A 19,976-nucleotide genomic window follows, 5' to 3' on the forward strand; every position below is an offset into this window, starting at 1 on the left:
GTGGCCGTCAGGCCAGCACGCTCAACCATGCCGAACCCAGCAGCAACAGCGCCATGCAGCGATTGAAGCGTCGCATGGCACGGGGTGAGCGCAACCAGCGGCTCGATCCGGCACCGAGCACCGCCCAGACCGCGAGACATGGCAGGGAAACCAGAAAAAACACCAGCGACAAATACACCACCTGCATAGCGCGATGTTCGTCACTCCCGGCGAATACGCTGACCACCGCCAGCGCCATCATCCAGGTTTTCGGGTTGACCAGTTGCAGGCTGGCGGCACCCATCCATCCCAGGCGCGCTTCGCTGTTCCGGGCGGCAATGGCTGTCGCCGGAGCACTGTAGATCTGCCAGGCCAGATAGCTCAGCCACGCCACGCCGGCCCATTGCATGACGTTTTGCACGGTGGGCCATGCGCTGATCGATGAGCCGACACCCGTACCCACCAGCAACACAAGGGTCGCCGCGCTGGCACAGGCGCCGAAGATGATCGGTACGGCCGCGGCCAGACCATGACGGGCGCTGTTGCTCAGTACCAGGATGTTGGTCGGGCCGGGGGTGATCGAAGCCACGAAGGCAAACAGCAGGAAAGGCAGCATGGTCGGGAACGAGGGCAGCATCGCGGGCGAACTCCAGTGAAGATCAGTGAATCCGATCTTCACAATCCGCGGGCTTGCCTGTCTGGAAGATTTGAGCAACGTTTGCGGTACAACGCCGGCGTCAAGCCGTAGGCACGCATGAACCAGCGCCCCAGATGGCTCTGGTCGGCAAAGCCCAGTTGCATCGCCACCGCCGCCGGTTGTTCGCCACGGGCCAGCAGGCGTCGGGCGGTTGCCAGGCGCAATTGCACCAGATACGCGTGGGGCGCCATGCCGTAAGCAGCCTTGAACGCGCGGGTCAGGCGGAAGCGGTCGACGCCTGTGGCGGCTGCCAATTGATCGAGGCCGATATCGTATTGCGCGTTGGCATGCAGGTATTCCCGGGCCTTTAGTGCCACTCGTGGCAGACGCGGGTCCTGGCCATCGCGGGCGCGCCAATGCAAATGGCTGGTCAGGCGTTCGAGCAACCCGTCGAGGGCGGACTGGCGGACGATCTTCAGTTCGCCGTAATGCAGGGTTTCAAACGCCAGGCTGGTGGCCTGGGCCAGCCGAACATCGCTGGCCAGGGTGGCGGCGAAGCTCAGTTGGCTGTTGTCGGGGGCATGCTCGTACACGGTGCCGAGTTCGCGCTGCAGCCACTGCGGGTCGAGGTACAGCATGCGGTAGGTAAAGCCGTCGGCGGTCGGCGCTTCACCGTCATGGATGTCACCGGGTTCGAGCAAAAACACCTTGCCCGGCGTGCTTTGGTGCCTGGTCCGCCGACAATTGAATTGCTGGACCCCTTGCTCGGTGACGCCTACCAGATAGCTGTCATGCCAGTGCGGGTCATAGGCGTGACCTTCGAAATGCGCGCGCAGGGTTTCGATGCCGGTGTCGGCATCCTGGGCCAGGTCGAGCCAGTTGTGAGAAGTCATGCTGCACCTGCACGGCGGATTGACCGCTCCATTTAACGCCCGCACCGAGGGCGATGACTAGAACGTTTGTGCAGCTTTCAGTTGAACAGCCCGGCGGCGATGTTGATCGAGAACCCGAGAATGGCCGTGTTGAACAGAAAACCGATCAACGACTGCGCCAGCACGATCTTGCGCAAGTCACGAGTGGCCACGCCGACATCCGAGGTCTGCACCGCCACGCCGACGGTGAACGAGAAGTACAAAAAGTCCCAGTAGTTGGGCGTCGTCAGACCTTCGGCAAAACGTAGTGCCGGCTCCTTGCCTTCCCACGTGTAGAACAGCCGTGCGTAGTGCACGCTGAAAATCACCCCGATCAGCAACCAGGAGCCGATTACCGTCAACGCGGTGAAGCCGTAGTGCAGCAGTTTGCGGGTGGTTTCCAGGTCTTTGCCGCCGGCCAGTTCGAGAGTGATGGCTGCCAGGCTGGCAATTGCCGCAATGCACACCACGAACAGCACCAGCCCGGCGTTCTCGTCCTCGATTTCGGCAATGCGTTTCACATCAGTCGCTTTCGAACGCACGACGAGCCAAGACATCAGGATCAGGTAAGTCCAGACCCCGGCATTCCAGCCGATGAGTATTTTGCCGATGACCGAATCGGCCGGAACCAGGATGCCAGCTGCGATACCGAACGTCGTGGCGGCGGACAGGCGAGGGTGGGTGCGGGTGAGGAAGGACATGGAGACTCGATGGGTCGTGGCTGTGCAATCACCTTAGCCCAGGTGAGCACAATCTTGAAATCACCGGGATCCCCTGTGGGAGCGGGCTTGCTCGCGAAGGGGCCATCACATTCAACATCCATGTCGACTGACCATCCGCCTTCGCGAGCAAGCCCGCTCCCACATTGGGTAGGTGTTGTTGGTTAAATGTTTTTATGGCGCTTGCGCACCAGTTTCATCACCACCACAAAAAACACCGGCACGAACACCACGGCCAGGGTCGCCGTGATCATCCCGCCAATTACCCCGGTGCCGATGGCTTGCTGGCTCGCCGAACTGGCGCCGGTAGCGATCGCCAACGGCACTACGCCAAGGATGAACGCCAGCGAGGTCATAACGATCGGCCGCAACCGCAGGCGTGCCGCTTGCAGCGTCGCGTCGATCAGGTCATGGCCTTCGTCGTACAGGCTCTTGGCGAACTCGATGATCAGGATCGCGTTCTTTGCCGACAGACCGATGATGGTGATCAGCCCGACCTTGAAGAACACATCGTTGGGCATCCCGCGCAAGGTTACGGCCAGCACCGCGCCGAGCACGCCCAGCGGCACCACCAGCAGCACCGAGGTCGGGATCGACCAGCTCTCGTACAACGCCGCCAGGCACAGGAACACGATCAGCAGCGACAGCCCCAGCAGGATCGGCGCCTGGCTGCCGGATAGCCGTTCCTGCAACGACAACCCGGTCCATTCCTGGCCCAGGCCTGCCGGGCCTTGCGCCACCAGCCGCTCGATCTCGGCCATGGCCTCGCCGGTGCTGTGGCCCGGCGTCGGTTCACCGGAAATGCTGATCGCCGGGTAGCCGTTGTAGCGGGTCAATTGCGCCGGGCCCTGCGTCCACGTTGCCTGTACAAAGGCCGACAATGGCACCATTTTTTCGTGGGTGTTACGCACGTGAATGTTCAGCAGGTCTGCCACCTGACTGCGTTGATCGCCCTCGGCCTGCACCACGACGCGCTGCATCCGCCCCTGATTGGGGAAGTCGTTGATGTAGGCCGAGCCCACGGCCGTGGACAGCACACCGCCGACATCGGCAAAGGACACACCCAGCGCGTTGGCCTGCTTGCGGTCGACGATCAGTTGCACCTGCGGTGCCTCGGCCAGGGCGCTTTCGCGCACATTCATCAGGATCGGGCTTTTTTCGGCCGCTGCGAGTAGCTCGGTGCGAGCCGCCATCAACTTCTCATGACCGAGACCACCGCGATCCTGCAGCCGGAACTCGAATCCGCTGGACGTACCCAGGCCATCCACGGGCGGCGGCAGTACGGCGAACGTCACCGCATCCTTGATCTGGCTGAGGGCGACGTTGGCCCGGTCGGCGATCGAGGCGGCCGAGTCGTCGCTGTCTCGCTCGGACCAGTCTTTGAGCGTGCTGAATGCCAGCGCCGCATTCTGCCCGCTGCCAGAGAAGCTGAATCCGAGAATCACCACGCTGTCGCGAATACCCGGTTCGCCGGCGTTGTGCGCTTCAACCTGCTCGGCCACCTGCACCGTGCGGTTCTTGCTTGCGCCCGGCGGCAACTGGATGTCGGTGATGGTGTAACCCTGGTCTTCTACCGGCAGGAACGACGAGGGCAGGCGACTGAAGCACACGCCCAGCCCCACCAGCAACACGCCGTAGATCAGCAGGAAACGCCCGCTGCGTTTCAGTGCATGGGCGACCCAGCCCTGGTAGCGCTCGGTCAGTCGCTCGAAGCGACGGTTGAACCAGCCGAAGAACCCGGTCTTTTCGTGGTGTTCGCCTTGGGCAATCGGCTTGAGCAATGTCGCGCACAGGGCCGGGGTCAAGGTCAGGGCGAGGAATGCCGAGAACAGGATCGAAGTGGCCATCGACAGCGAGAACTGCTGATAGATCACCCCGACCGAACCCTGCATGAACGCCATCGGAATGAACACCGCGACCAGCACCAGGGTGATGCCGACGATGGCCCCGGTGATTTGCTGCATGGCCTTGCGCGTGGCCTCCCTGGGTGACAGACCCTCGGTGGCCATGATGCGCTCGACGTTCTCCACCACTACGATGGCGTCGTCCACCAGAATGCCGATCGCCAGCACCATGCCGAACATGGTTAGCACGTTGATCGAAAACCCGAGCGCCAGCATCGTCGCAAAAGTGCCCATCAACGCTACTGGCACCACCAGCGTCGGAATCAGCGTGTAGCGGATGTTCTGAAGGAACAGGAACATCACCGCGAACACCAGCAGCATCGCCTCGCCGAGGGTGTAGACCACTTTGGTGATCGAGACCTTGACGAAGGGTGAAGTGTCGTACGGAATCGAGTAATCGACGTTCGCCGGGAAGTAGCGCTTGAGTTCGTCCATCTTCGCCCGCACCAGGGTCGCGGTGTTCAGCGCGTTGGCGCCAGGCGACAACTGCACGGCGACGGCGGTGGACGGTTTGCCGTTCAGGCGCGTGGAAAACTGGTATTCCTGGCTACCGATCTCGACCCGGGCGACATCGCTGATGCGCACGGTCGAACCGTCCGGGTTGGCCTTGAGGACGATGTCGGCAAACTCTTCGGGGGTCGACAACTGGCCCTTGACCAGAATGGTCGCGGTGATTTCCTGGGTGGTGCGGGTCGGCAGATCGCCGATGCTGCCGGCCGACACCTGGGCGTTTTGCGCGACGATGGCGGCGTTGACGTCCGCCGGCGTCAGGTTGAAGGCGAGCAGTTTCTGCGGGTCGATCCAGATCCGCATCGCCCGTTCGGCGCCGTACAGCTGCGCCTTGCCGACGCCGTCCAGACGCTTGATCTCGTTCATCACGTTGCGCGCCAGGTAATCGCTGAGCGCCACGTCGTCGAGTTTGCCGTCGCTGGACGTCAGGGTGATCAACAGCAGGAAACCGGAGGAGACTTTCTCCACCTGCAAACCTTGCTGGTTCACGGCTTGCGGCAGGCGTGACTCCACGGCCTTGAGGCGGTTCTGCACATCCACTTGAGCCAGTTCCGGGTTGGTGCCCGGCTGGAACGTAGCCTTGATGGTGGCGCTGCCCAGGCTGCTCTGGGATTCGAAATACAACAGGTGATCGGCGCCACTGAGCTCTTCCTCGATCAGGCTGACCACGCTCTCGTCCACGGTTTGTGCCGAAGCGCCTGGGTACACGGCGTAGATTTCGATCTGTGGTGGCGCCACGTCGGGGTATTGCGCCACCGGCAGTTGCGGAATGGCCAGTGCCCCGGCCAGCAGGATGAACAGCGCAACCACCCAGGCGAACACCGGGCGGTCGATAAAGAACTGCGGCATAAAAAAGCGTCCTGCTTACTGACCAGTCACCTGGGCAAGTGGAAGAGGGGTGTCGTCGATCTGCACTTTCTCGCCGGGGCGGGCGTGCTGCAGGCCTTCGATGACGATGCGGTCGCCTGCCTTCAGGCCGCTGGTGACGATCCAGCGATCGTTCTGCACGGCACCCAGTTCGACCGGTTGCTGCCCGACGCGCTGTTCGGCGTCGAGCAGCAGCACCTGGGCGACGCCGGCGCTGTCGCGCTGGACGGCACGTTGCGGCACGCTGATGCCCTGCTGGTTGACCGCTTGTTCCAGGCGAACGCGCACGAAACTGCCGGGCAGCAAGTCGAGGTCGGGGTTGGGGAACTCGCTGCGCAGGATGATCTGGCCGGTGCCCGGGTCGACGGTGATGTCGCTGAACAGCATTTTGCCAGGTAACGGGTAGAGGCTGCCGTCATCCTGAATCAGCGTGGCCTTGGCCTGGTCCTGGCCGACTTGCTGCAACTGCCCGGAACGGAAGGCTCGGCGCAGTTCGTTGAGTTCGCGGGTGGACTGGGTCAGGTCGGCATGAATCGGGTTCAGTTGCTGGATCAGCGCCAGCGCAGTGGTTTCGTTTTGCCCGACCAACGCGCCTTCGGTGACCAGCGCCCGACCGATACGCCCGGAAATCGGTGCGGTGACGGTGGCGTAGCCAAGGTTCAACCGGGCGCGCTCCACCGCAGCCTTGCTGGCAGCAACGTCGGCGGCGGTCTGCCGTGCGTTGGCCCGGGCGTTGTCGTAGTCCTGGCCGCTGATGGCCTTGTCGTCGATCAACTGGGCGTAGCGTTGCTCCTGCAATCTGGCCTGGAACGCGTTGGCTTCGGCCTTGCGCAACGCCGCTTCGGCACTGTCCAGGTCAGCCTTGAACGGCGCCGGGTCGATGCGGAACAGGACATCACCCTGTTTCACGTCACTGCCTTCACGGAAGGTCCGTTGCAAGACCACGCCGGCGACCCGGGCACGCACTTCAGCGATGCGCGGGGCGGCAATCCGTCCGCTCAGTTCGCTGCTGATGGTCAGTGGCTGCGCTTCGATGGTTTCGATGCGAACCGTGGCCAGCGGCGCCTGTTCCTCGGCGTTCGAGGACTTGTCACACGCGCCCAGTGTCATCGCAAGCGCAATCAGGCTGAGCCTGGCAAGCAGATTTTTCGACATGTCATACCCCAATAAAGACTCCCGGCATCCTACTGGGCGCCAGCGAGGTTAGCGGTGAAGCTTTGTTGGTGCTGTGTGAAATTGTGTAAGGGTTTTACTCAGGGACGAGTGAGGGCGTATATCCTTCAGTCCTTGAATTTTATTGCGTCTGTCAGGCCGCCTTCGCGGGCAAGCCCGCTCCCACATTGAAATGCGGTCCCCTGTGGGAGCGGGCTTGCCCGCGAAGAGGCCGGTACAGGCGCCACGGCTCTTTCTGGAAACACCCCATGCCCAACATCCTCCTGGTCGAAGACGACACCGCCCTCGCCGAACTGATTGCCAGCTACCTGGAGCGCAACGGTTATTCCGTCAGCGTGATCGGTCGCGGTGATCAGGTGCGCGAACGTGCGCGGCTCAATCCGCCGGACCTGGTGATCCTCGACCTGATGCTGCCCGGCCTCGACGGCTTGCAGGTCTGTCGCCTGCTGCGCGCCGATTCGGCGACCTTGCCGATCCTGATGCTCACCGCCCGCGACGACAGCCACGACCAGGTACTGGGCCTGGAAATGGGCGCCGACGACTACGTCACCAAGCCGTGCGAACCGCGGGTGCTGCTGGCCCGGGTGCGGACCTTGTTGCGCCGCAGCAGCCTCAGCGAGCCGCAGACCGCCAATGACCGCATTCTGATGGGTAACCTGTGCATCGATTTGTCCGAACGCACCGTGACCTGGCGCGGGCAATTGGTGGAACTGTCCAGCGGCGAATACAACCTGCTGGTGGTGCTGGCCCGGCATGCCGGTGAGGTGTTGAGCCGCGACCAGATCCTGCAGCGCCTGCGCGGCATCGAATTCAACGGCACCGACCGTTCGGTGGACGTGGCGATTTCCAAGTTGCGGCGCAAATTCGACGACCACGCCGGCGAGGCGCGCAAGATCAAGACTGTGTGGGGCAAAGGCTACCTGTTCAGTCGTTCCGAGTGGGAATGTTGAGCCGATGTTCAGAATCCTCTTTCGTCTGTACCTGGTGACCATCGTTTCGTTCAGCGCGGCGATCTACCTGGTGCCGGATCTGGTGATCAAGGTGTTCCACGAACGCTTTGTCACCTACAACCTCGATTACTCCCGTGGGCTGCAAACGCTGATCGTCAAACAGTTTCACGCGGCCCCGGCCGAACAGTGGCCGGCCCTGGCCGCTGAAATGGACAAGGACTTCAATCCACTGCACATTGTGCTCAGTGACAATGACGACAGCAGCCTGACGCCTGATGAACAGCAGCGCTTGCGCCGTGGCGAGAACGTCGTGCGCGTGGGCGACTGGGGCTGGCGCACGCTGGCGGTCGCGCCGCTGAATGAGCGCACCGTGGTGCAAATGGTCGTGCCCCCGGATCCGCTGGACGTCAACCTGTTGTACTGGAGCATCAACGTCCTGATCGGCGCGACCATGCTCGCCTGCCTGTTGCTGTGGCTGCGCCCGCACTGGCGTGACCTGGAACGCCTCAAGGGCGCGGCCGAACGCTTTGGCAAGGGCCACTTGAGCGAACGCACGCAAATTTCCCCGAATTCCAACATCGGCAGCCTGGCCAGTGTGTTCGACACCATGGCCGGCGATATCGAGAACCTGCTCAACCAGCAGCGGGATTTGCTCAATGCGGTGTCCCACGAGTTGCGCACGCCGCTGACGCGCCTGGACTTCGGCCTGGCGCTGGCGCTGTCCGATGACTTGCCGGCGGCCAGCCGCGAGCGCTTGCAAAGCCTGGTGGCGCACATCCGGGAGCTCGATGAGTTGGTGTTGGAGCTGCTGTCCTACAGTCGCCTGCAAAACCCGGCGCGGCTGACGGAGCAGGTCGAGGTGTCGCTGGATGAATTCATCGACAGCATCCTTGGCAGCGTCGACGAAGAAATGGACTCCCCGGAAATTGTCATCGACGTGCTGCTGCACGGCCAGCTCGAACGCTTCAGCCTGGACCCGCGCCTGACCGCCCGTGCCTTGCAAAACCTGCTGCGCAACGCCCTGCGCTATTGCGAGAAGCGTATTCAGATCGGTGTGCAGGTGCACGCCGGCGGCTGTGAGATCTGGGTCGACGATGACGGCATCGGCATTCCGGATGACGAGCGCGAGCGGATTTTCGAGCCGTTCTACCGCCTCGACCGCAGCCGCGACCGCGCCACGGGTGGTTTCGGACTGGGTCTGGCGATCAGCCGCCGCGCGCTGGAGGTCCAGGGTGGCACGCTGACGGTGGAAGCCTCGCCGCTGGGCGGGGCGAGGTTTCGCTTGTGGTTGCCGCCTTCGGCCTGATGCGTCCAGGTGAAAAAAACGACTATCAAGCGCTCAGCCGACTGCGCAACAGCTTGGCCATCTCCTCCAGATCCGTCATCGACTGATGCCCGATCAGCATCCAGGCGTGTTCCATGTCTGCCCAATACACGATGTTCAGCTCGCGCCGCTGTTCCCGGGCGAAATGGCGGCTGCCGCTGTTGGAGCGGGTGACGCACAGCGCCATGGGGCCGTGCGCCGGATCGAGGTAGGTGATCTGGGCGATGGGCGCACCGTCGTACTCGAGGATTTGCGCACGCTTGAACTCGGCACGGGGCAGGCTCAGTTTTGCCGGTGCGAGGTCAAGGCCCAGGCGCGCATCGATGGTCCGCAGCTGTGCCCGTTGGCTGGCTTCATCAGCGGGTAAATGGTCCAGGGTTTCCGGCACGTAGAGCGCCATGTAATCGGCCACCAGGCCGCGCCAGTTGTGTGTCTTCTGGCTCGCTTGCCAGCCGAGGAACAAACGGTCCGCCAACACGCCGCCGGCCAACAGTCCGGCCGCCGCGGCAAGGAACCAGCGTCGATTGAGCGCAGGGCGGACCGGAGAGGGCAGCGTTGCGAGCATGGCCTGCAGGCGATCCACCGGGGCCTGCCGGGCCAGTTCATCGTAGGCTTCCTTGAACGGCAGGCTACTGCGATTCAGCCATTGCAGACGCAGGCCGAGCATAGGGTCGGCGATGATGGCCGCGTCGATGCGCGAGCGCTGCTCGGCATCGAGTTGGTTGTCGAGGTACGCCACCAGTTGTTCGTCCGAGGGTCTTGCGCTCATCAATGTTCTCCTCGGTTAGGGTTGGGCACCGAGTGCAACGGTGGGTATTCGGCCAATTTCGCACGAGCGGTGGCAAGGCGACTCATGACCGTGCCGATGGGCACTTGCAGCACATCGGCGACTTCGCGGTAGGACAACCCTTCGACGTAGGCGAGAAACACGGTTTCGCGCTGGGCCTCGGGCAATGCATCGACGCGCCGGATGACCTGTGCCGCCAACACGTGGGTCTGCGCCACGGATTCTCCATCGAACGACAAGGCCTGATCGGCATCCACCCAGCCCTGACCTTGACGCACCCGTTGGGCGCGGACTTCGTTGAGCCAGATCGAATGCAGAATGCTCAGCAGCCAGCGGTCCATGCGCGTTCCCTGCTCGTATTGTCCGGCCCGCTCAAGCGCCCGCACGCAGGTGGCCTGTACCAGGTCATCGGCGACATGCCGTTGTCGGGACAGCAGCAGGCCGTAGCGCCATAAACGCGCCAGGTGCTGGTACAGTTCCGTTCGTATTGTCTGATCGCTGGCGATGGCGACCTCCGTCCGCTCGGGTTGTCAGGTTTTCGATGAATCGTTGATGACTTCGGCCAGGTCCTGGTACTCCTCGCACCGGGTATTGCCGCAGATGGCTTTGATCTGCTGCAGTTGCTCCTGTGCAAGGTCCAGCCGGCCTTTGACCACATAGGCCTCGCCGAGGTATTCACGGACTTGCGCGTATTGCGGGTCGAGTTTTACCGATTGCAGGTAATAACCGATGCCTTCGTCGGTACGTCCCAGTTTACGCGTGGCGTAACCGCGATAGTTCAACGCCTTTGCCGTATTTGGCTGTTTCAGTGTGTCAAGCAGGGCCAGGGCTTCTTCGTAACGCCCGTCCTTGGCCAGTTGATAGGCATAGTTGGTGCGGTCTTCGTCAGGCACCAGGTTGCTGGTCTGCCTGACGCAGCGCTGCGATCGGGTATCGAGCACCTGACCTTTCGGGCAATGGGGTCTGGGGGGAGGCTCGTCACCGCCGCCGCCACCGTTGGCCAGGGCGAGAGTGCCGGACAACGCAACGGTCAGCAACAGCGGGGTCATCAGAACAGCAAAACGAATACTCATGGGCTTGGCTCCACAGGTTCATGCGTTTCAGATCAGGTCGCGCCCGCCGGATGCAGCGCAAGGTCGAAACAGCCAACGGCTTGAACAATTGAAGGGGGCTGTCTGCCCCCGGCAATCTTATGTTCACGGTTGATGTCATGAGAACACCGCAGCAAGAACAATTATTCATTACGTACTGGCGGTATTTTCAAGGAAAGCTCATATCGGGGCGCAGGCATGGTTTTGAGCCTTGCGCAGCTTTGTGTGCGCTGAAGATCCCTGTGGGAGCGGGCTTGCTCGCGAAGGCGGTGTACCAGTCAATGATGATGTTGAATGTTACGGCCTCTTCGCGAGCAAGCCCGCTCCCACATGGGATTTTCGTCGAGCAAAACATCCGGGCGGTGTTTCGACGATGAACGTTGGCGCGCGATCAGCCCAGCAAACGAATGGGGGAGCCGGCAGACCAGGCCTGGATGTCCTCGATCATTTGCGAGAAAAACAGCTGGTAGTTCTGTTGGCTCACGTACCCGACATGGGGTGTTGCCAGCACGTTGTCCAGCGTCCTGAACGGGTGGTGGGCGGGCAGGGGCTCGTGTTCGAAGACGTCCAGAGCGGCACCAGCCAGCCGCTGTTTCTGCAGTGCCTTGATCAAGGCCGCTTCATCGACAATCGGCCCGCGAGCGGTGTTTACCAGCAGCGCCGTGGGCTTCATCCAGCCCAGTGCTTGCGCGTCCACCAGGCCTCGACTGCGGTCGCTGAGCACCAGGTGCACCGACAACACGTCGGCCTGTTCGAACAGTTCCTGCTTGCTGACATAGGTCACACCGACTTGCGCCGCACGTTCGGCGGTGAGGTTTTCACTCCAGGCAATGACGCGCATGCCGAACACCTGGCCGAACTGCGCGACGCGCTGGCCGATGCTGCCCAGACCGAGGATCGCCAGCGTCTTGCCATGCAGGTCGCCACCCAGGCCTTGTTGCCACTGGCCGGCGCGCAAGGCATTGGCTTCGACCACCAGGTTGCGGGTTGCGGCCATGATCAGCGCCCAGGTCAGTTCCGGTGCGGCGTGTTTGTAGCTGTCGGTGCCGCAGACCTGAATGCCCAGTGCGGCGGCGGCTTTCAGGTCAAGCGCGGCGTTGCGCATGCCGCCGGTCACCAGCAGTTTGAGCTTAGGCAGGCGGCGCAGCAGGTCTTCATCGAAGCGGGTGCGTTCGCGCATTACGCAAATCACCTCAAACCCGGCCAGGCGCTCGGCCAGGGATGGGTTATCGGTGGGGTAGTCATGGAGAAAGCTCACCTGGCCGACGCTGTCCAGCGCCGACCAGTCCACCACGTCCCGCGCCACATCCTGCCAATCATCAAGCACTGCAATCTGTACAGGCATCAGCCTTTCCTCTTCAACGCACGGGGTTGCTCTTGTTCAGCCAGGCGAGCAGGGCCTGGTGGAATTGTGCCGGTTGTTCCATCTGTGGCGCGTGGCCCATGCCAGGGAATTCGACCAGCGTGGACTGGGGAATCAGCCTGGCCACCTGTTTGCCGAGGACGTCGTAGTGCCCGATCTTCGCCTTGACCTCGGGAGGGGCGATGTCACTGCCGATGGCGGTGGTATCGGACGTTCCGATCAACAGCAGGGTCGGCATCCGCAGGTTGTGGAATTCGTAGTACACCGGCTGGGTGAAGATCATGTCGTAGATCAGCGCCGAGTTCCACGCGACTTGCGTATGCCCCGGGCCTTTGTTCAGGCCGGCGAGCATCTCGACCCAGCGATCGAATTCAGGTTTCCAGCGGCCGCCGTAATACGTGCTGCGTTCGTAGTTGCGGATACCGTCGGCGCTGAGTTTGAGTTCGCGTTCGTACCATTGATCAACCGTGCGATAGGGCACACCGAGGGCTTTCCAGTCCTCCAGGCCGATAGGGTTGACCAGCGCCAGTTGCTCAACTTGTTCGGGGTATTGCAAGGCATAGCGAGTGGCGAGCATGCCGCCGGTGGAATGCCCCAGCAGGGTGGCTTTCTGGATGCCCAGCGCCTTGAGCAATTGCTGGGTGTTCGTCGCCAGTTGCTGGAAGCTGTACTGATAGTGCGCCGGTTTGCTGGAGGTGCAGAAGCCGATCTGATCCGGGGCGATGACCCGATAGCCGGCGTCGCTGAGGGCTTTGATCGAACTGTCCCAGGTGGCGCCGCAGAAATTCTTGCCGTGCATCAGCACCACGCTGCGACCATTGGCCTTACCGTGGGCGGCGACGTCCATGTAACCCATTTGCAGGGACTGGCCCTGGGATTCGAACGCAAAGTGCTTGAGGGTGTACGGATAGTCGAAACCCTGGAGTTCGGGACCGTATGCCGGTCCTTCGGCTTGGGCGATGGCGGGCAGTGCGGCGGTCAGCAACAGGCCGGATAGCCAGCGGGAGAAGGGGCGTGACATGGGGCAACTCCATGGAAAATCCGCCGATGCTGGATCGGCTCGATTAGGGCGACATTAAGCACAGGCAATCGCCGCCCTTGATGGTTCAACCCATCCAGCCCAATGTCGCCACGGCCAGTACACCATAACGGGCGCCTTTGGCCAGGGTGACGATCAGCAGGAACCGCCCCGGTGGCTCGCGCATGACCCCGGCGACCAGCGTCAGCGGATCGCCGATCACCGGTAGCCAACTGAGCAGTAATGACCAATGGCCGTAGCGTTGGTAATGAAACCGGGCTTTTTCCAGATGTCGGGGGCTCACCGGAAACCAGCGCCGGTCGCGGAACCGCTCGATCCCGCGCCCCAGCCACCAGTTAAGCAGCGACCCCAGGACGTTGCCCAGCGTTGCCACTGCCAGCAGCGCCCAGAGCCAATACCGATCGCTGAGCAGCAGTGCGACCAGCACGGCTTCGGATTGCAACGGCACCAGCGTGGCGGCGCCGAATGCGGCGAAAAACAGCCCGAGGTATGCGCCGGACATCAATGGGCGGGGTAGTCCGCAACCACCACGTCAGTGCCGTCCTTTTTCAGGCCAATGACCTGATAGGCATCGCTCATGCCATCCATTTCCATGCCGGGCGACCCCATGGGCATGCCGGGGGCGGCGACACCGAGCAGATCGTCGCGCTTGCTCAAGGCCAGGACCTGATCGGCCGGGACATGACCTTCGACGAATTTGCCATTGATCAATGCGGTGTGGCACGACGCCAGGCGCGGCGGTACACCGTGCTGTTGCTTGAACTCACTCATGTTGGCTTCGACGTGGTCTTCGACCTTGAAGCCATTGGCCTCCAGGTGGGTGATCCACTTTTTGCAGCAACCACAATTGGCGTCGCGATGAACCTCGATCGGAATGAGGTCGGCGGCCTGGGCCAGGGAAGAAATGAACAGGGCGCTCAGGGCGATCAGACGCAGAGGGTTTCGCATGGGATTCGTCTCGGCTAACGGGCAAAAAACGCATTCTGACCATTTTTCCCGGTCAGGCATTCAAGGAGTGTTTCGAAGTACTACAAAGATCCGCCGTTCGATGATGGTAGATCAACGCTGTCAGGCAGATGAGGGGCACATTACAAAATCGTCAGGTGCAATGGTCTCCCGGCCAAGGCCTGAAGCCGTGTTACCCGGCCCGCCCGATTCATCGAACGGGCCGGTGACCCTTACCGGTCGAGCAGCTTCATGACTTCCTCCGGATAACGCAGGCCAGCGGTGGCATTAGCCGCAAAGACCGACTCCAGCGCGTGCAGCTCTTCGGCGCTCAGCGTCACCTGCAGTGCGGCCACGTTTTCTTCCAGGTATTTACGTTGCTTGGTGCCGGGAATCGGAATCAGGTAATCACCCTGGGCCAGCACCCACGCCAGCGCCAGTTGGCCCGCCGTCACGCCTTTTTCCGCCGCCAGGGCCTGCACTTGCTGCACCAGCAGCAGGTTCTTCGCGAAGTTTTCGCCCTGGAAGCGCGGGCTGAAACGGCGGTAATCGTCTGCGGCGAAATCATCCGGACTTTTCAATGCGCCGGTCAGAAACCCCCGGCCCAACGGGCTATAAGGCACAAAGGCGACGCCCAGGCGCTGGCAGGCTGCCAGGCAACCGTTTTCTTCCTGATCGCGGCTCCACAGCGAATATTCACTTTGCAACGCACTGATCGGATGAACCTTGTGCGCCCGTTCCAGTGTCGTCACCGAGGCCTCGCTCAATCCCAGATAACGGACTTTGCCGGCACTGACCAGATCGGCCATGGCGCCAACGGTTTCTTCAATGGCCACCTGCGGGTCGATGCGGTGCTGGTAATACAGGTCAAGGGTATCCACGCCGAGGCGTTTCAAGCTGCCGTCGATGGACTGGCGAATGTATTCCGGCCGACCGTTGACGCCCCGGGCGCCGGGGTTCGCCGGGTCGCGGACGATACCGAACTTGCTGGCCAGGAACACCTGGTCGCGCTTGCCGGCAATGGCCTTGCCAATCAGTTCTTCATTGCTGTGCGGGCCGTACATATCAGCGGTATCGAGCAGGTTGACGCCCAGTTCCAGCGCGCGATGCAGGGTGGCGGTGGCTTCGCGGGTGTCCGTGCCGGTGGTATAGAAATCGGTCATACCCATGCAACCCAGGCCGATGGCCGAAACCTGCGGACCGTTTTTTCCCAATTGACGTGTGTGCATGAAATCAGCTCCCTGTGAAGTGAATCGCCATTGTTCATCTCGACAGAAACAAGATAAACCGGCTAAAACGGCTATCACTATTCGTTAAATCTAAACAATCTGCCGGTGGAGCCAGCAATGGACCGTTTCAATGCCATGCGCGTCTTTACCCGAATCGTCGAGCTGGGTGGCTTTGCCAGGGCCGCCGACAGCCTGCAATTGCCCCGGGCCTCGGTAACCATCCTGATCAAGCAACTGGAGGCGCATCTGGGGGTGCAACTGTTGCAACGCACCACGCGGCAGATCAGCCTGACGCTCGACGGTGCGGCCTATTACCCACGTTGCGTACGCTTGCTGGCGGATCTTGAAGAGACCGAAGCGGTGTTCAGTGCAGCACGGCACAATCCCAAGGGGCTGTTGCGCGTGGACATGCCGGCGGGAGTGGGGCGCCTGGTGGTGATCCCGGCGCTGCCGCAATTCACCGCCCGCTATCCCTTGATCGAGCTGGAAATCGGCTTGAATGACCGGCCGGTCGACCTGATTCGCGAAGGTGTCGATTGCGTGTTGCGCGGTGGCTCGACGCTGGACGATTCGTTGGTGGCGCGGCCGCTGGTGATGATGGATCAGGTGACCTGTGCCAGCCCTGATTATCTGCAGCGGCACGGAACGCCTCGTTCCCTGGATGACCTGCGCGGGCATCAGGTGGTCGAGTACTTCTCCAGCAGCAGCGGAAAACGCTATGGGCTGGAGTTTGTCGTGGATGGCCAGGTGCAGTCGCTCGACCTGCCCAAGCAGGTGGCGGTCAACAGTGCCGATGGCTATCTGGCGGCGTGCGAGGCCGGATATGGTCTGGTGCAGACGCCGTACTACCATGTGGCGCGGCAACTGGCGGAGGGACGTTTGTGTGAAGTGCTCAAGCAAGTGCCGCCACCGGGCATGCCGATGACGGCGCTTTATCCGCCGCACCGCCAGTTATCCCGGCGGGTGCGGGTGTTTGTCGATTGGCTGGTAGAGCTGTGTGCCCAGCCTGGCAATGACTTTTACAGAAAGGACTCGGGACATTGAGCCGCCGTTAACGATGTTGGTAGTAACCCGGTCCGCCATGGCCGTAGTAGTGATCGTGGTGCCGGCCCCCATGGGGGTAAATAATGCAACCGCTCAGGGTCAGGAGGGCAAACAGTGGAATCAGCAGTGTGATTCGACGCAACATTTTGGAAATCCTCATGTTATCGCCGTAATGAAGCTAAAAATCTTCATCGGCTGTAACATGAGACCGCGCTTATAGCAGGTCATTCCCGAAACAGGGTAAGCGCCTGGCATGCATGTCGATACAAACCGGATACATTTTTCAGATTCAGGAACCCGCAATGACTCAGTCGCAACGTTTGAAATACTCGATTCTGATCTCCCTGGTGGTACTGGGGATCATGTTTGGCCTTTCCTGGTTGCAGAATACCGGTGTCATCAGCGAAAAAATGTTCCAGTACATCGCCATAGGCGTGGCGGTGGTCGTGGTGGTCATCAATGGCGTGATGCGCCGCAAGGTCAAGCCCTGATCATTCGATCACGGGTTGCGCAGGATGGCGGCAGCCTGAGGGTGCAGGCTGTAGCTTTTGTCGGGGTTGAGGACAATCACGCCTTCGCTGCACAAGCGCTTTAGCACTTCACGCACGCTGAGAAAGGACAATGGAATATCCAGGTCCAGCAATTGGCTGTGCACGCCGCGTACGCCAAGGCTGCGGTCGCTTTCGGCGGCTGCCAGCAAGGCATCGATGACTTTCAGGCGGATCAGGCTGGTGCGCAGGCCATAGCTTTTGAGCAGGATCCTGATGCGCTCGTTGCCGTGGCGATCGCTACGCGGCTCGAATACGCCAACTCCCATGGAAGCACCCTTTGGCGCGTTGCTACCGTCCGTTGGCAGTCGCGAGTTGTACATTGCAAAAACTCCTTTTCAGAGCCTGATCAGGAAAAAGTGGGCGCTCTTACATGACTAGACGTATGAGCAGCGCAAATCATGAAGGCTCGAATGTAGAAATTTTGTCGCCACCGCGTGATCAACCTGTCAGTCCTTGCGCCAATGCGCGGTAAAACCCTAAATTTCTGGTGTGAGCTTCGTCCCTACAGGGAGGCACGGTGCGTGCGGGTATGCGCAGCAGTGGCCATCGTTTTTTCGATCAGGAGCGAGCGTGATTATTTCCAGCCAGTTAGCCAGGTTGAGCCTGGCGGGTGTGACACTGGGGTTGAGCCTGGGGCTGAGCCTTGCTGCGAGCGCGAGCGGTTCGCCTGCGCAAACGAGCGCGGACATCCGACGAACCGGTTTCGGCGTGCCGCACATCCGTGCCGACAACGAGCGCGGGCTCGGCTACGGCATCGGCTATGCCTACGCCCAGGACAACCTGTGCCTGCTGGCTAACGAGATCGCTACGGTCAATGGTGAGCGCTCACGGTATTTCGGACCGGATCAATTCACCGTCGAAGAGCGGGAGAACCGGGTCAGTGATGTGTTTTTCACCTGGTTGAATACACCACAGGCCGTGGCCGGTTTCTGGCAGGCGCAAATTCCGCAGGTCCGCGAACTCATTGAGGGTTACGTGGCGGGGTATAACCGTTCGCTGGCCGAACGTCGCGCACAGGGTTTGCCGGCGCAATGCCAGGGCGACTGGGTGCGGGATATCACGACGATGGATCTGGTGAAATTGACCCGGCGCCTGCTGGTCGAGGGCGGAGTCGGGCAATTTGCCGAGGCCCTGGCCGGAGCCGCGCCGCCTGAGGCGGTCACTCTGGCGTCAAACGCCGATTTCCAGGTGGCCGCCACGCGGATGCAGCGCTTTGCCCTGGACCGGGGCAGCAACGCCGTCGCGGTCGGCAGCGAGCGTTCTTTCAACGGGCGCGGCATGTTGCTGGCCAATCCGCACTTTCCGTGGGTGGGCGGCATGCGTTTTTATCAGATGCACCTGACCATTCCCGGCAAACTGGACGTGATGGGCGCGGCGTTGCCCGGCCTGCCGGTGATCAACATCGGTTTCAATCAACATCTGGCCTGGACCCACACCGTGGATTCCTCCAGGCACTTCACGCTGTACCGTCTGCAACTCGACCCCAAGGATTCGACCCGTTACCTGCTCGACGGCCAGTCCCTGCCAATGGACAAGCAAACCCTGACCGTCAACGTCAAACAGGCGGACGGGCAGGTCCAGGCGGTTTCCCGTGTGATCTACAGCTCGAAGTTCGGCCCGGTGGTGCAATGGCCAGGAAAGCTGGATTGGGACCACCGGTACGCCTACAGCCTGCGCGATGCCAACCTGGATAACGACCGCGTGCTGCAACAGTGGTACGCAATGAACCGCGCTGACAACCTCAAGGATTTCCAGGACTCGGTGCACAAGATCCAGGGGATTCCTTGGGTCAACACGCTGGCGGCGGACGATCAGGGGCAGACGCTGTACATGAACCTGTCGGTGGTGCCCAACGTCAGTGCTGCCAAGCTCGCCCAGTGCAGCGATCCGCGGATCGGCCTGCAGATGATCATCCTCGACGGTTCCAACAGTGCCTGTGCCTGGGACATCGACCCGCTGGCCGCGCAGGCCGGCATCTATGCCTCGGACAAACTACCGCAGTTGCTGCGCAAGGATTTTGTCCAGCACTCCAACGATTCGGCGTGGCTGGCCAACCCGGCACAACCACTGACCGGCTACTCGCCATTGATCAGCCAGGACAGCCAGCCATTGGGATTGCGTTCGCGTTTTGCGCTGGATCGCTTGCATACGCTGGCCAAGGTCGCGCCGGCGGACTTGCAACACATGGTCATGGACGATCAGGTTTATCAGGCCGCTCTAGTGATGCCTGATCTGCTGCAGTTTTGCGCGAAAAATCTCGGTGCCGACGCAAAAGCGCTCACGCCACTGTGTGCCAGCCTCAAAACGTGGGATCGCACGGCAAACCTGAACAGTGGCCTTGGCTTTGTCCACTTCCAGAATGTCATGGAGGCCTTGGAGCCGGTCCCTGATGTCTGGCGCGTGGCGTTCGATCCGCTAGACCCGCAACACACCCCGCGTGGCCTGGCGGTCGATCGTCCGAACGTGGCGCAGGCGCTGCGGGCGGCGATGCTGGCCTCGGTCGAACAAGTCAGCGCTGCTGGTCTCAAACCAGACAGCCGCTGGGGCGATATCCAGGTGGTCAGCAGCGGTAGCCAGCAAACACCGATTCACGGCGGGCCGGGCATGCTGGGGATCTATAACGCGATCCAGAGCGTGCCAAGGTCCGACGGCAAGCGTGAAGTGGTCAGCGGCACCAGCTACTTGCAGGTGGTGACCTTTGACGAGCAGGGGCCACAGGCCAAAGGGTTGTTGGCGTTTTCGTTATCGAGCGACCCGGCGTCGAAGTATTCCCGGGACCAGACCCAGGCGTTTTCGAACAAGCAATTGAGCGTATTGCCGTTCACCGAGCAACAGATCACCGCCGATCCGCAGTATCAGCTACAGACCATCCGTCAGCAGGATGAAAAGCCCGCCAAGGTGGCCACGCAGTGATCTGAAGGGGTGCTGAAACGAACGAGGAAGGCCGCACCCG

20 protein-coding genes are annotated in these 19,976 nt (G+C 61.6%); 5 read left to right on the forward strand and 15 right to left on the reverse strand.

The window, feature by feature from the left end:
• Window positions 1-7: 7 nt before the first annotated feature.
• The 5 genes from AC06G5_RS13745 to AC06G5_RS13765 form a co-directional block, all read right to left on the reverse strand.
• Window positions 8-616 carry a LysE family translocator gene (locus tag AC06G5_RS13745; RefSeq protein WP_413425643.1) on the reverse strand — a complete coding sequence of 203 codons (609 nt, stop codon included), beginning with the start codon at window positions 614-616 and terminating at the stop codon, window positions 8-10.
• Between the two features lie 38 nt (window positions 617-654).
• A complete protein-coding gene (locus tag AC06G5_RS13750; protein WP_413425645.1) occupies window positions 655-1,509 on the reverse strand; it encodes an AraC family transcriptional regulator in 855 nt (284 codons plus the stop codon).
• A gap of 77 nt (window positions 1,510-1,586) precedes the next feature.
• Window positions 1,587-2,228: a DUF1345 domain-containing protein gene (locus AC06G5_RS13755; protein ID WP_413425647.1), complete on the reverse strand. Its 642-nt coding sequence runs from the start codon at window positions 2,226-2,228 to the stop codon at window positions 1,587-1,589.
• Window positions 2,229-2,410: 182 nt separating this feature from the next.
• Complete coding sequence (locus AC06G5_RS13760; protein WP_480459687.1) at window positions 2,411-5,509, reverse strand: multidrug efflux RND transporter permease subunit; 3,099 nt, start codon at window positions 5,507-5,509, stop codon at window positions 2,411-2,413.
• A gap of 15 nt (window positions 5,510-5,524) precedes the next feature.
• On the reverse strand, window positions 5,525-6,682 hold the full coding sequence (locus AC06G5_RS13765; protein ID WP_413704936.1) for an efflux RND transporter periplasmic adaptor subunit: 1,158 nt from the start codon (window positions 6,680-6,682) through the stop codon (window positions 5,525-5,527).
• Between the two features lie 266 nt (window positions 6,683-6,948).
• Between AC06G5_RS13765 and AC06G5_RS13770 the strand changes: the two genes are divergently transcribed.
• Both AC06G5_RS13770 and AC06G5_RS13775 read left to right on the forward strand, forming a co-directional pair.
• On the forward strand, window positions 6,949-7,650 hold the full coding sequence (locus AC06G5_RS13770; RefSeq protein WP_223502649.1) for a response regulator: 702 nt from the start codon (window positions 6,949-6,951) through the stop codon (window positions 7,648-7,650).
• A gap of 4 nt (window positions 7,651-7,654) precedes the next feature.
• On the forward strand, window positions 7,655-8,956 hold the full coding sequence (locus AC06G5_RS13775) for an ATP-binding protein (RefSeq protein ID WP_413425655.1): 1,302 nt from the start codon (window positions 7,655-7,657) through the stop codon (window positions 8,954-8,956).
• A gap of 25 nt (window positions 8,957-8,981) precedes the next feature.
• Here the strand turns inward: AC06G5_RS13775 and AC06G5_RS13780 are convergent, their stop codons facing one another.
• From AC06G5_RS13780 to AC06G5_RS13815, 8 genes are all read right to left on the reverse strand, one after another.
• Complete coding sequence (locus AC06G5_RS13780) at window positions 8,982-9,743, reverse strand: anti-sigma factor family protein (RefSeq protein ID WP_413425657.1); 762 nt, start codon at window positions 9,741-9,743, stop codon at window positions 8,982-8,984.
• Window positions 9,743-10,225, reverse strand: coding sequence for an RNA polymerase sigma factor (locus AC06G5_RS13785; RefSeq protein ID WP_413425701.1), 483 nt, complete (start codon window positions 10,223-10,225; stop codon window positions 9,743-9,745). The genes AC06G5_RS13780 and AC06G5_RS13785 overlap by 1 nt, the downstream gene beginning before the upstream one ends.
• 66 nt (window positions 10,226-10,291) lie before the next feature.
• Window positions 10,292-10,834 (reverse strand): tetratricopeptide repeat protein, encoded by a 543-nt coding sequence (locus AC06G5_RS13790; RefSeq protein ID WP_480459688.1) that lies wholly within the window; start codon window positions 10,832-10,834, stop codon window positions 10,292-10,294.
• Between the two features lie 409 nt (window positions 10,835-11,243).
• A complete protein-coding gene (locus tag AC06G5_RS13795; protein WP_413425661.1) occupies window positions 11,244-12,197 on the reverse strand; it encodes a D-2-hydroxyacid dehydrogenase family protein in 954 nt (317 codons plus the stop codon).
• A 13-nt stretch (window positions 12,198-12,210) separates the two neighbouring features.
• Window positions 12,211-13,236, reverse strand: a complete 1,026-nt coding sequence (locus AC06G5_RS13800) for an alpha/beta fold hydrolase (protein ID WP_480459690.1) — start codon at window positions 13,234-13,236, stop codon at window positions 12,211-12,213.
• 85 nt (window positions 13,237-13,321) lie between these two features.
• Window positions 13,322-13,756 carry a YqaA family protein gene (locus tag AC06G5_RS13805; RefSeq protein ID WP_480459691.1) on the reverse strand — a complete coding sequence of 145 codons (435 nt, stop codon included), beginning with the start codon at window positions 13,754-13,756 and terminating at the stop codon, window positions 13,322-13,324.
• A complete protein-coding gene (locus AC06G5_RS13810; RefSeq protein WP_413425667.1) occupies window positions 13,756-14,202 on the reverse strand; it encodes a DUF411 domain-containing protein in 447 nt (148 codons plus the stop codon). The genes AC06G5_RS13805 and AC06G5_RS13810 overlap by 1 nt, the downstream gene beginning before the upstream one ends.
• A 230-nt stretch (window positions 14,203-14,432) precedes the next feature.
• Entirely contained in the window at window positions 14,433-15,428 is a 996-nt protein-coding gene (locus AC06G5_RS13815) for an aldo/keto reductase (protein ID WP_413425669.1), read from the reverse strand.
• Window positions 15,429-15,545: 117 nt separating this feature from the next.
• On the opposite strand from AC06G5_RS13815, the gene AC06G5_RS13820 reads away from it, so the two are divergent.
• The gene (locus AC06G5_RS13820) at window positions 15,546-16,472 is read left to right on the forward strand and encodes a LysR family transcriptional regulator (protein WP_480459693.1); all 927 of its coding nucleotides are present in this window, start codon (window positions 15,546-15,548) and stop codon (window positions 16,470-16,472) included.
• A 7-nt stretch (window positions 16,473-16,479) separates the two neighbouring features.
• On the opposite strand, the gene AC06G5_RS13825 is transcribed toward AC06G5_RS13820, so the two are convergent.
• Window positions 16,480-16,617, reverse strand: coding sequence for a hypothetical protein (locus AC06G5_RS13825; protein ID WP_413425673.1), 138 nt, complete (start codon window positions 16,615-16,617; stop codon window positions 16,480-16,482).
• Window positions 16,618-16,774: 157 nt separating this feature from the next.
• Between AC06G5_RS13825 and AC06G5_RS13830 the strand changes: the two genes are divergently transcribed.
• Window positions 16,775-16,963 (forward strand): hypothetical protein, encoded by a 189-nt coding sequence (locus AC06G5_RS13830; RefSeq protein WP_413425675.1) that lies wholly within the window; start codon window positions 16,775-16,777, stop codon window positions 16,961-16,963.
• An 8-nt stretch (window positions 16,964-16,971) separates the two neighbouring features.
• On the opposite strand, the gene AC06G5_RS13835 is transcribed toward AC06G5_RS13830, so the two are convergent.
• The gene (locus tag AC06G5_RS13835) at window positions 16,972-17,343 is read right to left on the reverse strand and encodes a fe2+ zn2+ uptake regulation protein (RefSeq protein ID WP_413425677.1); all 372 of its coding nucleotides are present in this window, start codon (window positions 17,341-17,343) and stop codon (window positions 16,972-16,974) included.
• A 250-nt stretch (window positions 17,344-17,593) separates the two neighbouring features.
• Between AC06G5_RS13835 and pvdQ the strand changes: the two genes are divergently transcribed.
• Window positions 17,594-19,936: a bifunctional acylase PvdQ gene (gene pvdQ, locus AC06G5_RS13840; protein WP_480459694.1), complete on the forward strand. Its 2,343-nt coding sequence runs from the start codon at window positions 17,594-17,596 to the stop codon at window positions 19,934-19,936.
• The last annotated feature ends 40 nt before the right edge of the window (window positions 19,937-19,976 follow it).

Source organism: Pseudomonas sp. WT-JTC, from assembly GCF_056711565.1.